The organism is Serratia sp. Z4 (assembly GCF_009900725.1).
Classification (GTDB): domain Bacteria; phylum Pseudomonadota; class Gammaproteobacteria; order Enterobacterales; family Enterobacteriaceae; genus Serratia; species Serratia nematodiphila.
In genome coordinates, this window is the sequence record NZ_JAAABD010000002.1 from 596461 (window position 1) to 609986 (window position 13526).

The 13526-nt window shown below is 61.3% G+C and carries 15 protein-coding genes; 5 read left to right on the plus strand and 10 right to left on the minus strand.

The genetic code is table 11. The features are described from left to right. Positions 1 to 94 precede the first annotated feature (94 nt). The 5 genes from flgA (at position 95) to GT753_RS10735 (ending at position 2562) form a co-directional block, all read left to right on the plus strand. On the plus strand, positions 95 to 748 hold the full coding sequence (flgA, locus tag GT753_RS10715; RefSeq protein WP_015378257.1) for a flagellar basal body P-ring formation chaperone FlgA: 654 nt from the start codon (positions 95 to 97) through the stop codon (positions 746 to 748). Positions 749 to 877: 129 nt separating this feature from the next. Continuing rightward, on the plus strand, positions 878 to 1189 hold the full coding sequence (flgM, locus tag GT753_RS10720) for a flagellar biosynthesis anti-sigma factor FlgM (RefSeq protein ID WP_004934832.1): 312 nt from the start codon (positions 878 to 880) through the stop codon (positions 1187 to 1189). A gap of 39 nt (positions 1190 to 1228) precedes the next feature. Continuing rightward, positions 1229 to 1663, plus strand: coding sequence for a flagella synthesis protein FlgN (locus GT753_RS10725; RefSeq protein ID WP_004934835.1), 435 nt, complete (start codon positions 1229 to 1231; stop codon positions 1661 to 1663). Between the two features lie 229 nt (positions 1664 to 1892). Continuing rightward, entirely contained in the window at positions 1893 to 2267 is a 375-nt protein-coding gene (locus GT753_RS10730; RefSeq protein WP_004934837.1) for a type II toxin-antitoxin system RelE/ParE family toxin, read from the plus strand. After that, entirely contained in the window at positions 2260 to 2562 is a 303-nt protein-coding gene (locus GT753_RS10735; protein ID WP_015378258.1) for a DNA-binding transcriptional regulator, read from the plus strand. The genes GT753_RS10730 and GT753_RS10735 overlap by 8 nt, the downstream gene beginning before the upstream one ends. Before the next feature lie 2 nt (positions 2563 to 2564). On the opposite strand, the gene GT753_RS10740 is transcribed toward GT753_RS10735, so the two are convergent. The 10 genes from GT753_RS10740 to cheW all read right to left on the minus strand — a co-directional run bounded on the left by GT753_RS10740 (position 2565) and on the right by cheW (position 13521). Further along, positions 2565 to 2969, minus strand: coding sequence for a flagellar protein FlhE (locus GT753_RS10740; protein ID WP_015378259.1), 405 nt, complete (start codon positions 2967 to 2969; stop codon positions 2565 to 2567). Beyond that, complete coding sequence (gene flhA, locus GT753_RS10745; RefSeq protein WP_021504090.1) at positions 2969 to 5047, minus strand: flagellar biosynthesis protein FlhA; 2079 nt, start codon at positions 5045 to 5047, stop codon at positions 2969 to 2971. The genes GT753_RS10740 and flhA overlap by 1 nt, the downstream gene beginning before the upstream one ends. Beyond that, complete coding sequence (gene flhB, locus GT753_RS10750) at positions 5040 to 6191, minus strand: flagellar biosynthesis protein FlhB (protein ID WP_015378261.1); 1152 nt, start codon at positions 6189 to 6191, stop codon at positions 5040 to 5042. The genes flhA and flhB overlap by 8 nt, the downstream gene beginning before the upstream one ends. Positions 6192 to 6356: 165 nt before the next feature. Then, a complete protein-coding gene (gene cheZ / locus GT753_RS10755) occupies positions 6357 to 7001 on the minus strand; it encodes a protein phosphatase CheZ (protein ID WP_004934858.1) in 645 nt (214 codons plus the stop codon). A 10-nt stretch (positions 7002 to 7011) separates the two neighbouring features. Beyond that, a complete protein-coding gene (gene cheY / locus GT753_RS10760; RefSeq protein WP_004934862.1) occupies positions 7012 to 7401 on the minus strand; it encodes a chemotaxis response regulator CheY in 390 nt (129 codons plus the stop codon). Positions 7402 to 7503: 102 nt separating this feature from the next. Then, positions 7504 to 8553: a chemotaxis response regulator protein-glutamate methylesterase gene (locus tag GT753_RS10765; RefSeq protein ID WP_004934865.1), complete on the minus strand. Its 1050-nt coding sequence runs from the start codon at positions 8551 to 8553 to the stop codon at positions 7504 to 7506. Next, complete coding sequence (cheR, locus tag GT753_RS10770) at positions 8553 to 9425, minus strand: protein-glutamate O-methyltransferase CheR (RefSeq protein WP_025159837.1); 873 nt, start codon at positions 9423 to 9425, stop codon at positions 8553 to 8555. Before cheR ends, GT753_RS10765 begins: the two co-directional genes overlap by 1 nt. Before the next feature lie 28 nt (positions 9426 to 9453). After that, positions 9454 to 11079 (minus strand): methyl-accepting chemotaxis protein, encoded by a 1626-nt coding sequence (locus GT753_RS10775; protein ID WP_004934871.1) that lies wholly within the window; start codon positions 11077 to 11079, stop codon positions 9454 to 9456. A 76-nt stretch (positions 11080 to 11155) separates the two neighbouring features. Further along, a complete protein-coding gene (locus GT753_RS10780; protein WP_015378264.1) occupies positions 11156 to 12826 on the minus strand; it encodes a methyl-accepting chemotaxis protein in 1671 nt (556 codons plus the stop codon). Positions 12827 to 13020: 194 nt separating this feature from the next. Continuing rightward, positions 13021 to 13521: a chemotaxis protein CheW gene (gene cheW, locus GT753_RS10785; protein WP_004934876.1), complete on the minus strand. Its 501-nt coding sequence runs from the start codon at positions 13519 to 13521 to the stop codon at positions 13021 to 13023. Positions 13522 to 13526 lie beyond the last annotated feature (5 nt).

Below are 13526 nucleotides of genomic sequence, written 5' to 3' on the forward strand. Positions count from 1 at the left end.
GAATAAACGCAAAATGGGGCGCTATTTATCTGCTTAGCCTGCGCGCGCTGCGGGTACACTTACGCGTATCCCGATGAAGCTTGAGAAGATGACGATGAAAGGTAAAATGCTGCTGCTTATCGGCCTGCTGTGCAGTCTGAACGCGCGCGCCGACGATCTGGCGACGCAAATCGAAAGCTTCATCCAAGGCAAGTTCAGCGGCGAACCGGTACAGGTAAAAGTGCGGGTGCGCACGCCGCCGAACCAATGGCCCGCTTGCGAACTGCCGCAGCTGTCGCTGTCGCCCAACGCGCGGATCGGCGGCAACGTCAGCATTTCGGCGCGCTGTGGCCAGGAGCGGCGTTTTATCCAGACGCAGGTGCAGGTGTTCGGTCGCTATCTCGTGTCGGCGCGCGGCATCAGCGCCGGCAGCCGGTTGACGGCGGCGGATCTGGCGTTGAAACAGGGCCGGCTCGATACCCTGCCGCCGCGCGCGCTGACCGAAGCGGGCAAAGCGTTAGGCGCCGTCAGCCTGCGCAACATCAGCCCCGGTCAGCCGCTGACCCTCGCCATGCTGCGCCGCGCCTGGATTATCAAGGCTGGGCAACCGGTGCAGGTCAACGCACAGGGCGAAGGATTCAGCATCAGCGGTGCGGGTAAGGCGATGAACAACGCCGCCGCCGAAGACAGCGTGCGGGTACGCATGGCCTCCGGGCAGATCGTCAGCGGCGTGGTCGGGGACGACGGCGCGATCCGCATTACGTTATAAAAAAGTAAAGGTTCCGCCAACCTTGCCGATAAGACAAATCAAGCAGCATTTTATTGGCCACCAGGGCCGCAACACTTTCATTGCAGCGTCGTCGCCCGCGAGCGGCGACGGCGTAAACGGAGATGGACCATGAGTATCGATCGCACCCAGCGGTTACAGCCGGTTTCCACTGTGCAACCGCGTGAAACCCCGGCCGACAACCCGCTCCAGCCGCGCAAGGCCGCCGTGGCCGAAACCGCCGTCAGCGGCACGCAGGTCAAACTGAGCGAGGCGCAGGCGCGCCTGATGCAGCCGGGCACCCAGGATATCGATATGGGTCGGGTCGAGGCCATCAAACAGGCGATCCGCAACGGTGAACTGAAGATGGACGCCGGCAAAATCGCCGATGCGCTGCTGCAAGACGCGCAGAGCGATGTTCAATGGATCGCCGGACGCGACTGACAGCACGCGGCGAATAGCGGTAAAGGATAAGTCATTACTATGGAAAAGCTGGCACAACTGCTGGATAAACTGTTGGAAACGTTGCAGGCGCTCAATGGTGTGCTGGAGGAAGAGCACGACTTGCTGTGCTCCGGCCAGTTGCCGGGCGTGGCCTTGCAGCGCGTCACCGATGCCAAAAGCCAACTGCTGGCGACGGTCGCTTATCTCGAGCAACAGCGCCTGGGGCAGGAAAAAACCTGCGGGCAACGCGCCCCCTATGCCAGCCAAGCGCCCCTGGCCGATCGTTGGCAGCGCGTTCAATTGCTGAGCCAAACGCTGCGCGAAAAGAACCAGCACAACGGTCTGCTGCTCAATCAGCAGATCGACCATAACGCTCAGGCGCTGGCCATCCTCAGTAAAAACAACAAATCGCTGTATGGCCCGGACGGCCAGTCGCACGCCGGCAGCCTGCTCGGCAGAAAAATCGGCGTTTGACCTGACTCATTTGCCCGGTGAGCCTATCACCGGGCATGCGTTCACCGGCTTCTGCGCATCCCGTCGCATTTTCTCCCTATCACTCTTTGAATTCACTTAAGGCTTTGCGTCAGGCTGCGCATGGCGTGAATTTGGCTGTTTCTTTCTCTTTGGCCTCTTGTCACCCTGTGGTTATTTTTAAACCACTTGAAATATACCCTTAGAGGGTATAGATTCGCAGGGAGAGCGAATGGCCGACATTTATCTCACCAAAACCTTTCAGGGTTTTGCCGCACGCGAGCGCATTAGCGACGCCACGATAGTGAAAGCGGCGCGAGAGATGCAACATCAGCTGTACGATGCCAATCTTGGCGGTTGCGTATACAAAAAGCGCATCGCTCGGGCTGGTGCGGGCAAACGTGGCGGCTATCGGGTACTGATCGTTTTTCGCGATGAAGACCGCCTGTTTTTTATGCGCGGCTTTGCCAAAAGTGAGAGAGAAAACATCAGTGCGGATGAGTTACAAGGATTGAAACATCTGGCTGCGCTGTATCTGGATTATTCGCCATTCAGACTCTACCAGCTGGTCAACAACAAGGAATTACGGAGGCTAAGCGATGAGTAAAATTCTTGCCGAGATCCACCAGGAAGTTCAGGGCCTGCATCGCGCCGGTTTCGTCGATGACGTGACCATGCGCACCTTCGACATGCTGTGTCTGCGGCCGGTGAAACAGTTCGGGCCGGCCGAGATCCGCGCGCTGCGCGAACGGGAAAACGTCAGTCAGCCGGTGTTTGCGCTGTATCTCAACGTCAGCAAAAAAGCGGTGCAGAAATGGGAGCGCGGCGAAGCGCAACCGAACTCCGCCGCAATGAAACTGCTGACGCTGGTGGAACGCAACGGCCTGCAAATTCTGGCCTGATGTTACTGATAATTGACGATCACCTGATTGCCAATCACCCGCAGCGGCGGATTCAGCCCGCCTTGCGACTGCACGTAATAGACAAAGCGCAATTCCGCATTGGCCGGTTCGCCCTGCAGACCGTTGCTGCTGCCGCTGCCGCCGCCCAGCGGAATACAGCGGTTTACCGTGCAGAGCTGGGCCTGCAGCCCCACCGGTTCCGGCCCCAGCAAACGGTAGCGCCAGCTGACGCTGGTGATGCGCGCATGGGCATCCGGCAGCGCGTTCGGCGGCCGCAAAGCGGCGGATTCATCGCGCATCCCGCCCTGTTCCAGCGTGACCCCCGCCCCTTCAGCCACCCAGGAGCCGGACACCGCGCCGGCGGCGAGCGGAGCCAGCAAACAAAATACGAACAGACAGCGTTTCATCAGGCCGCTCCGATGGTCGAGGTCATGCGAATCTGGCGATCGTCGTTGATCTCCAGATTGGACAACACCACGATCTGCGGCAGGCTGCGACGCAGGAAGCGCGCCAGCAAGGCCCGCAGCGCATGGTTGACCAGCAGCACCGGCGGCGCGCTGAGCATTTCTTGCCGCTGCAACGCCTGGCGTGCCTGATCCAACAGACGATCGGCCAGCCCCGGCTCCAGGCCGCCGCCGCCCTGCAACGCCTGCAGCAACAGACGCTCTAACTGGGTATCCAGGCCGATAACCTGAATCTCGCCGTTGCCCGGGAACCACTGCTGCGTGATCGCCCTGCCTAGCGCCACTCGCACCACGGTGGTCAATTCATAAGGATCGCTCTGCGCCGGGGCGTGTTCCGCCAGCGTTTCGACGATGGTGCGCATATCGCGAATGGAAACGCGCTCGGCGAGCAGATTTTGCAGCACTTTGTGCAGCGTCGTCAGCGACACCACGCCCGGCACGAAGTCTTCGGTCAGCTTCGGCATCTCCTGCGACACGCGATCCAGCAGCTGTTGGGTCTCCTGGCGGCCAAACAGCTCGCTGGCGAACTGGCCGATCAGGTGATTGAGGTGTGTCGCCACCACGGTGCTGGCCTCCACCACGGTAAAGCCCTGGATCTGCGCCTGCTCGCGCAAGGCGCTGTCGATCCATACCGCCTCGAGCCCAAAGGCCGGATCGACGGTTTTGTCTCCCGCCAGCTCGCCTACGGCATTGCCGGGGTTGATCGCCAGCCAGCGGCCCGGCTGCGCTTCACCGCTGCCGATCTCGACGCCTTTCATCAGGATACGGTAGCTGGCAGGCGGCAGTTCCAGGTTGTCGCGAATGTGCACCACCGGCGGCAGATAGCCCATGTCCTGGGCGAATTTCTTGCGGATGCCGCGGATACGGCCCAGCAGTTCGCCGTTCTGCTGAAAATCGACCATCGGAATCAGCCGGTAGCCCACCTCCATCCCCAGCGGATCTTCCAACTGCACGTCGGCCCAGCTGGCTTCGGCGGCCTGCGGATTCTCCGGCATCACCGGATCTTCCACCGTTTTCGGCGCCTGTTGTTCACGGCCGCGCAGCCACCAGGCGAGGCCCAACAGAGCCGCGGTAAACAGCAGGAACACCAGGTTCGGCATGCCCGGCACCAGGCCCAGCAGCCCCAGCACCCCGGCGCTCAGCAGCATCACGCGCGGATTGTTGAACAGCTGGCCCACCATCTGCTCGCCGACGTCCTGATCGGTCGCGACGCGGGTGACGATGACGCCGGCGGCGGTGGAGATCACCAATGCCGGGATCTGCGCCACCAGGCCGTCACCGATGGTCAGCAGCGTATAGCTTTCCGCCGCCGCCCCCAGCTCCATGCCGTGTTGCACCACGCCGACCAACAGGCCGCCGACTACGTTCAGCACCATGATCATCAGGCCGGCGATGGCGTCGCCGCGCACGAATTTACTGGCGCCGTCCATCGAGCCGTAAAAGTCGGCCTCCTGGGTCACTTCGGCGCGGCGTTTCTTCGCTTCGTCTTCACCGATCAGGCCGGCGTTCAGATCGGCGTCAATCGCCATCTGTTTGCCCGGCATGCCGTCCAGCACGAAACGCGCGCCCACTTCGGCGATACGCCCCGCACCTTTGGTGATGACCATAAAGTTAATCAGCACCAGGATGATGAACACCACGATGCCGATGGCGAAGTTGCCCCCCACCAGGAAGTGGCCGAAGGCTTCCACCACGCGGCCGGCGGCGGCGGAGCCGGTGTGCCCCTCCAGCAAGATGATGCGTGTCGACGCGACGTTGAGCGACAAACGCAGCAATGTGGAGAACAGCAGGATGGTCGGGAAGGCGGCGAATTCGAGCGTGCGCTGGGTGAACATCGCCACCAGCAGCACCATGATCGACAGCGCGATGTTGAAGGTAAACAGCAGGTCGAGGATAAACGCCGGCAACGGCAACACCATCATCGACAGGATCAGCAGGATCAGCACCGGGCCGGCCAACACCTGCCACTGCGTATCTTTAAAATTGCCCGGCAAACGAAGCAGGGAGGCCAAATTAGCCATCAGAGTCACTCTCTTTTGCAAAATCCAGTGCTTCCGGCACCGGTAAACGTTCAGGTTTTTTCGGGATCAGGCCGCCCTCGCGCCGCCAGCGGCGCAGCTGGTACACCCAGGCCAGCACCTCGGCGACCGCGGCATACAGGGTGGCCGGAATATGCTGGCCGATCTCGCTGTGCCGATACAGCGCGCGCGCCAGCGGCGGCGCCTCCAGCATCGGGATGCGGTGTTCCGCACCGAGTTCGCGAATGCGCAAGGCGATTTCGCCGGCCCCTTTGGCCAGCACTTTCGGCGCACTCATTTTTTTGTCGTTGTACTGCAACGCGACGGCGTAGTGCGTCGGGTTGGTGACGATCACGTCCGCCTTGGGCACGTCGGCCATCATGCGGCGCCGGGCGATCGCCCGCTGCTGCTGACGAATGCGTCCCTTGACGTGCGGGTCCCCTTCCTGGTCTTTGAACTCGTCGCGAATATCCTGCTTGGTCATCTTCAGCTTCTTGAAGTGACTCCACAGCTGATAAAACACGTCGAACGCCACCATCGGCGTCAACCCCAGCACCACCAGAAAACCGCAGAACAGAATCATCTGCAGCGCGTTGCCCAGCGCATCGAGCGGCTGCTGGGTCATCAGATGCAGCATCGCCGCCCAGTTGTGCCACAGATAGAGGCCAGTCACCCAACCGACCAGCGTCGCTTTCAGGATCCCTTTCAGCAGCTCGGCCAGCACCTGGCTGGAAAAGATGCGCTTCAACCCGGATAGCGGGTTCAGCCGCTTCAAATCGAACTTGATCGACTTGCCGCTGAACAAGATGCCCCCCAGCAACATCGGCGCGGCGAGCGCCACCAGCACCAGCCCCGCCATGATCGGCAGCAGCGCCAGCACCGCCTGGCGCAGCAACATGCCCAATTGGCGCAGCATCTGTTTATCGTTGCTGACCATGCCGTGATCGAAGTTCAGACCTTGCGTGAGCATCGCCGCCAGCTGTTGCGCCATGTTGCTGCCGGACATCAGGATAATCGCCAGGCCCGAGAGCAGCATCAGTACCGAGGTCAGCTCGCGCGAGCGCGGGATCTGGCCGTCTTCACGCGCCTTTTCCAGCCTGTGGGGCGTGGGGGCCTCGCTTTTTTCCAGATCGCTGTCTTCAGCCACGAAACGCCGTTCCTGTGTCGGGAGGGTAAAGAATGGCGGTCAGCATGCCAAAAAATTGGCGATGTCATTGGGGGAACAACGGGGAAAAAGGCGGGTTATTTAGGGGATGAGACCAAAACGACGTGGCTTGTTGTCGGGGCGCGCCGTCGCGCGCCCCGAAAGGCCTCAGAAACCGAGGCTGTCGAGCAGATCGTCGACCTGCGCCTGATTGGCGATCACGCCGACGCCGTTCTGGTCGAGCTGCGGGCCGTTCAGCAGGCTGTCGTTCGGCCGTTTTTCCTTCACCGGCTGCTCCGGCATGTTTTCCATCAGCACCATCAGCAGCTGCTTTTCGATCTCCTGTACCACGTCCATCATGCGCTTGATCACCTGACCGGTCAGATCCTGGAAGTCCTGCGCCATCATGATCTCCAGCAGCTGGGCGTTGGTGAAAGCCGTATGGCCCGGCACCTGATCCAGATACTGGCGCGTGTCGTTGACCAGAGAACGCGCGTCGTCCAGTTCGATGGGATTGGCGAACCACTCGTCCCAGCGCCCTTTCAACGCGTTGGCGCCGGATTCCAGCTCCGCCTGGCGCGGTTGCGCCGCCTCTACGCAGTTCAACGCCCGTTCCGCCGCCTGCGCCGTCATGGTTACGACATAGTCAAGACGGTCGCGCGCATCCGGGATCGCCTCTGCCGCCTGGGCGATCGCCTGATCGAGCCCCAGTTCGCGCATGCTGTCGCGCAGCATTCGGGTCAGTTGGCCGATGCGGGAGATGATCTCTCCCGCGGTCGCTGCATCGCTGGCAGGCATTGGAATGTCTCTCATCGCCCTCTCCTTACATGCCCAATTTTTCAAAAATCTTGTTGAGCTTTTCTTCCAGCGTCGCCGCCGTAAATGGTTTTACTACATAACCGCTGGCGCCGGCCTGCGCCGCCGCGATGATATTTTCTTTCTTGGCTTCCGCGGTCACCATCAGTACCGGCATCGCGGCCAGCGCGCTGTCGGCGCGGATGGTTTGCAACAGCTCAAGCCCGTCCATGTTCGGCATGTTCCAGTCGGACACCACGAAGTCGAAACCGCCGGCGCGCAGCTTGTTCAGCGCATCCGCGCCGTCTTCAGCTTCTTCGACGTTGTTGAAGCCCAGCTCTTTGAGCAAATTTCTGACGATGCGGCGCATGGTGGAAAAATCGTCCACAACCAGAAATCTGAGGTTCTTGTCTGCCATTGTTACTCCTGAAATAGTTAACCGTTTAATGATGCAACACCGCAGGCCGCCGCACGGCGAACCTGGGTCATATCGCCGCCGGGAAGACCCTGCGGACTGAAATCAAATGCGCAATGCCTGGCCGCCGGCGATCTGCGCCAGCATGCGCTGGCTCATTCTGTCCAGCTCGACCACTTCGCTGACGCCGCCGCTGGCGATCGCCTCGCGCGGCATGCCGAACACCACGCAGCTCGCCTCGTTCTGCGCCAGGGTATAGGCCCCGGCGCGGTGCATCTCCAGCATCCCCGCCGCACCGTCGTTGCCCATGCCGGTGAGGATCACCCCCACCGCATTGCGGCCGGCGTATTGCGCCACCGAGCGGAACAGCACGTCGACCGAGGGGCGATGGCGGTTGACCGCCGGGCCGTCATGCAGCTTCACCTGATAGTTGGCGCCGCTGCGCGTCAGCTCCAGATGGCGGTCCCCCGGCGCGATATAGGCGTGGCCCGGCAGCACGCGCTCGCCGTCCTCCGCTTCTTTCACCGTGATCTGGCACAGCTTGTTCAGCCGCTCGGCGAACGAACGGGTGAAACCCGGCGGCATGTGCTGGGTGATCAGCAGCGCCGGGCTGGTAGCCGGCAGCGGCTGCAGCACCTGGCGGATCGCTTCGGTGCCGCCGGTGGAGGCGCCGATGGCGATCAGTTTTTCACTGCTCAGCAGCGGCGCATGGCTGAGGATCGCCGGCGCCGGGCTGCTGGAGCGCTGAGGCAGACGCGCTCTGGCCGCGGTGCGGATCTTCTCGGCAATCAGCTCGCTGTAGGCCAACATGCCCTCGCGAATGCCGAGTTGCGGTTTGGTGACGAAATCCACCGCGCCCAGTTCCAGCGCGCGCAGCGTGATTTCCGAGCCTTTGCCGGTCAGCGAAGAGACCATCACCACCGGCATCGGCCGCAGGCGCATCAGCTTCTCGAGGAAATCCAGCCCGTCCATGCGCGGCATCTCGACATCCAGCGTCAGCACCTGAGGATTAAATTTTTTGATCAGATCGCGCGCCACCAGCGGATCCGGCGCGGTCGCCACCATTTCCATGTCGGGATGGCCGTTCACGATTTCCGTCATCAGCTGGCGCATCAGTGCCGAATCGTCTACGCATAACACTCTGATTTTACTCATTACCTCTCCTTGGTCAGCCCATACACGGTCTGCCCACGCAAGTAGAAATCCCGGCTGATCTGGCTGAAATTCTCGGAGTGGCCGGCGAACATCAGCCCCCCCGGCTTAAGCAAGGGAACGAAGCGGCGCAGGATGCGCTCCTGCGTCGCCTTATCGAAATAGATCATGACGTTGCGGCAAAAAATGGCGTCGAATTGCCCCGGCAGCGCCCACTCCGGCGCCAGCAGATTCAGCGGCTGAAAGTTCACTCGCGCCGCCAACTCCGGCCGTACGCGCACCAGCCCCTGATGCGGACCGGTGCCGCGCAGAAAATAGCGCTGCATTTGGGTCGGCGTCAGGGTGCGCAGATCTTCCTGGCGGTAAACGCCCGCCTCCGCTTTTTCCAGCACCTGCGTATCGATGTCGCTGGCCCAGACCTGGCAACTGCCGGCCCGCTGCCCCAGGGCATCGCTCAGCGTGATGGCGATCGAATACGGCTCTTCGCCGGTCGAGGCCGCGGTGCTCCAGACGCTGTAGCCGTTCGGCCGCGAGCGCGCATGCTCCGCCAGGATCGGGAAGTGATGCGCCTCGCGGAAAAATGCCGTCAGGTTGGTGGTCAGCGCGTTGATGAACGCCTGCCACTCCGCGCTGTTCGGATCGCTTTCCAGCAGCGCCAGATAATCGCCGAAATCGTGCAATCCCAGCAGCCGCAACCGGCGCACCAGGCGGTTGTAAACCATCTCGCGCTTATGCTCCGCCAGCACGATGCCGGCGCGTTGATAAATCAACTGGCTGATACGGCGAAAATGCACGTCCGACAGCGGCAGGCGCTGCACCATTTGCGTCAACATCGACGCAGTATCCCGGTTAGAAGTTGACGGCGCCTGTTTCATGCCGCCTCACCGGAGTAAAACGTGCTGCTTATGCGGTTTGACAATCTTGGGCTTCCTTTACCACGGGTGAAACTGCGTTGTTGCTGTTACCTGGCGCGACGAAGTTATCGTCCGCCAGACGGAATACCGCGACCGCGTCGGCCAGGGTAATAGCCTGCTCTTCCAGCGCGGTGGCGGCAGAAGCGGATTCTTCCACCAGCGCGGCGTTCTGCTGGGTAACCTGATCCATCTGGGTCACCGCCTGCGTCACCTGCTCGATGCCGCGGCTCTGTTCATCCGAAGCCGACGCGATCTCGCCCATGATGTCGGTGACGCGCGTCACCGAACGCACGATGTCCTGCATGGTGGCGCCGGAATTTTCCACCAGCACCGAGCCGTGTTTGACGCGGCTGACCGATTCGTCGATCAGCACCTTGATCTCTTTCGCCGCCTGCGCGCTGCGGCTCGCCAGGTTGCGCACTTCGCCGGCGACCACGGCGAAACCGCGCCCCTGTTCACCGGCGCGCGCCGCTTCCACCGCCGCATTAAGCGCCAGAATGTTGGTCTGGAAGGCGATGCCGTCGATCACGCTGGTGATGGCGCCGATTTTCTGCGAGCTGTTGGCGATATCGTGCATGGTGGTGACCACGTCCCCGGCCAGTTCGCCGCCCTTGGCCGCGGTGGCCGAAGCGTCGCGCGCCAGCTGAGAGGCCTGCCGCGCATTGTCGGCGTTCTGTTTCACCGTCGCGGTCAGCTGTTCCATGCTGGCGGCGGTTTCTTCCAGCGAAGCGGCCTGCTGCTCGGTGCGGGAAGAGAGATCGTTATTGCCTTCGGCGATCTCCTGCAGGCCGATCAGAATCGACTCCGCACCGTCGCGAACCGCGCCGACGGTACCGATCAATGACTGCTGCGTGCGTTGCAGGCTGGCGAACAACATGCTGATTTCATTGCGGCCATACACCTGAATCGGCGTCGCCAAATCGCCGGCGGCGATGCGTTCAAAGTGGCTGCGGATTTGGTTCAGCGGCTGTACCAACATGGTGCGCAACCACCACATGGCGCTGCCGGTCACCACGATCAGCATCAAGACCGCCCCCGCCAGCATCAGGCCCGCCAGCGTGAAGGAGAATTGGTTGGCGTCTCGAGCCTCGCTGATGTCACCGTTGACCAACTGCAGGTACTGCACGAAGTCAGCCTCAAACAGGTCCTGGGTTTTCTGCGTCGGCTGATCCATAAACGCCTGCAGCTCGCCCTTTTCCAGGAAACCGATCAGTTCACGCAGTGCGCCGCGCAGCCGCTCGTAGCTGGCCTTGGTGGTGGCCGTCTGCTGGTTCTGCTGTTCACTGCTGCGTTCAACCGCCATAAACTGATTGAAATAGAGATCGGCCTTCTGCAGCGAACTGCGGGCGCTGCTCATCAATTCGTTCACCTGCTCCTGCGGCAGTTTCAGCGCCGCGCGGGTGCCGGCGCGGTTCAGCGTATTGCGCGCCTGCAACAGCGACACCCAGCTCAGGCTGAGCGAATCGCGCTGCTGGCTGCCGAGGGTGATGATGTCGAGGTTGTGGTTATCGGAACGAAACGCGGAATACGACAGGCCGCTGCTGGCCAACTGCAGAACGCAGAAGGTCATCAACAACAGGAACAAGCTGGTAGAGATACGGATTCGGTTAAACACTGTGAACCTCCTTGCAGCCGGCCGGCGACCGGCCTACGTAGGGAAAAGGGCCTCTGCGAGAGAGGCCCGATACCGGTCAGAACGTTTCCCAGTTATCCTGCAGATCGCTGGCGTTCATTTTCTTATGATTGATTACCGGTGTTACCGTCGCCTTGCTGGTGACAGGCGCTTTAAACTCTTCCTGGCCTTCCGACCTCAGGCGGAATACCGCTACCGACTGGGTCAGCATGCTGGCCTGTTCTTCCAGCGCCGCCGCCGCCGAGGCGGATTCTTCCACCAACGAGGCGTTCTGCTGGGTCACGCGGTCCATTTCCGCTACCGCCTGGCCAACCTGATCGATACCGCGGCTCTGCTCGTCGGAAGCCGAGGCGATTTCGCCCATGATGTCGGTCACGCGGGTGACGGCGTTGACGATGTCACCCATGGTTTCCCCGGCGCTTTCCACCAGCACGGAGCCCATATCGACGCGGCTGACCGAGTCTTCGATCAGGCCTTTGATCTCTTTCGCCGCCTGCGCGCTGCGCTGCGCCAGGTTGCGCACTTCACCGGCCACCACCGCGAAGCCGCGACCCTGTTCGCCGGCGCGCGCCGCTTCCACTGCGGCGTTCAACGCCAGGATGTTGGTCTGGAAGGCGATACCGTCGATCACGCCGGTAATATCGGCGATCTTCTGCGAGCTGCCGGCGATGTCGTGCATGGTCTGCACCACGTTGGCCACCACCTTGCCGCCTTTCTGCGCGGTTTCGGAGGCGCTCAGCGCCAGCTGTGAAGCCTGACGGGCGTTTTCGGCGTTCTGTTTCACCGTCGCGGTCAATTGCTCCATGCTGGCGGCGGTCTCTTCCAGCGAAGCGGCCTGCTGCTCGGTGCGGGAGGAGAGATCGTTGTTGCCCGCGGCGATTTCAGACGCGCCGCTGTAGATGGCGTCCGCACCCTGGCGCACGCCGCTGACGGTTTCGATCAGTTCGCTTTGCATGTGTTTCAGGCTGGCCGCCAGCACGCCCATTTCGTTGCGGCTGTTGACGACGATCTGCTGAGTCAGGTCGCCGGCGGCGATCTGTTTGATGTGGTCGATCATGCGGTTCAGCGGGCGCACCAGGATGTGATGGATACCGGTCCAGACCAGTACGATCACCGCCAGCACCACCACCAGCACCACGATCAGCGTCCAAATAGCCGAGTTGTAGGAGCTGTTGCTGCCGTCAACCGCGATTTGGTACAGCTTGCCGTTTTGCTCCAGATAAACGTTGTAGCTCTGCTCAAAGTTGTCCTGGTAACTCTGCGTAGGCTGATCGAAGAAGGCGTTGATTTTGCCTTCGCCCAGCAGTTGGATCAGCTCGGAGAGCGCGCCGTACAGCACATCGTACTGCTGCTTGAGGCGTTCCGCCGACTGAGGATCCTGGCGCGGGTCCTGAGGAATTTTCTCGTACGCGGCGTAGTGTCTTTCCGCTTCACCCAGCTCTTCCTTCGCCTTGGCCAGCAGTTCATCAATGGTGGCGCCGCTGCCGATCTTGTTGGTATCCATCATGTAGCGGATACCGGCGCGGTTCAGGGAGTTGCGCGCCTGCAGCAGGTCAACGCGGCTTTCACTCAGCTGCAGCTGCTGCTGGCGGATCGTTTGCAGGACGGTAAAGTTTTCCTTATCGCTTTTCAGCGAGGAGAAAAAAAGTCCGCCCGAAATCAACTGCAAGGCGCCAAACAGCACCAACACCAGCAACAGGCTGGTGACCACCTTCATACGATTTAACATGATTTCCCTTGTTGAAGCCCGCGCAGACAGGCTCTGATGACGTTGAATGTGAGAGTTATCGGCGCCGTGCGGCAAAACTTTATGCGGGAAAGTAACTATTTTTAGTGGGGGTTCCGAGCGCGGCTGAGGCCATCGCGACAGATCAGGGAAAGTGAAGATTAAAGGGGGCGGCGCCCCGCCCCTTGAGTCTGAAATCAGACGCTTTTCGCCACGCTGTCGACCAGCGACATCTCTTCGCTGCTCAGCAGCTTTTCGATATCCACCAGGATCAGCATGCGCTCGCCCAGCGAACCGAGGCCGGTGAGATATTCGGTCGCCAGGGTCACCGCGAACTCCGGCGCCGGACGGATCTGATCGGCGGTGAGCGACAGCACGTCGGAGACGCCGTCAACCACGATGCCCACCACGCGCTGGCCAAAGTTCAACACGATCACCACGGTGTTTTCATCGTAGGAAACACTTTGCTGCGAAAATTTCACCCGCAGATCGATGATAGGAACAATCACGCCGCGCAGGTTGGTGACGCCCTTGATGAACGCCGGGGTGTTGGCGATGCGGGTCACCTGATCGTAGCCGCGAATTTCCTGCACCTTGAGGATGTCGATGCCGTACTCCTCGTTGCCCAGGGTAAAAATCAGAAACTCTTGCCCTACCGTTTCGCCAGCCAATTTGCTGACGGCTGCCAATCCTGCCATATCAT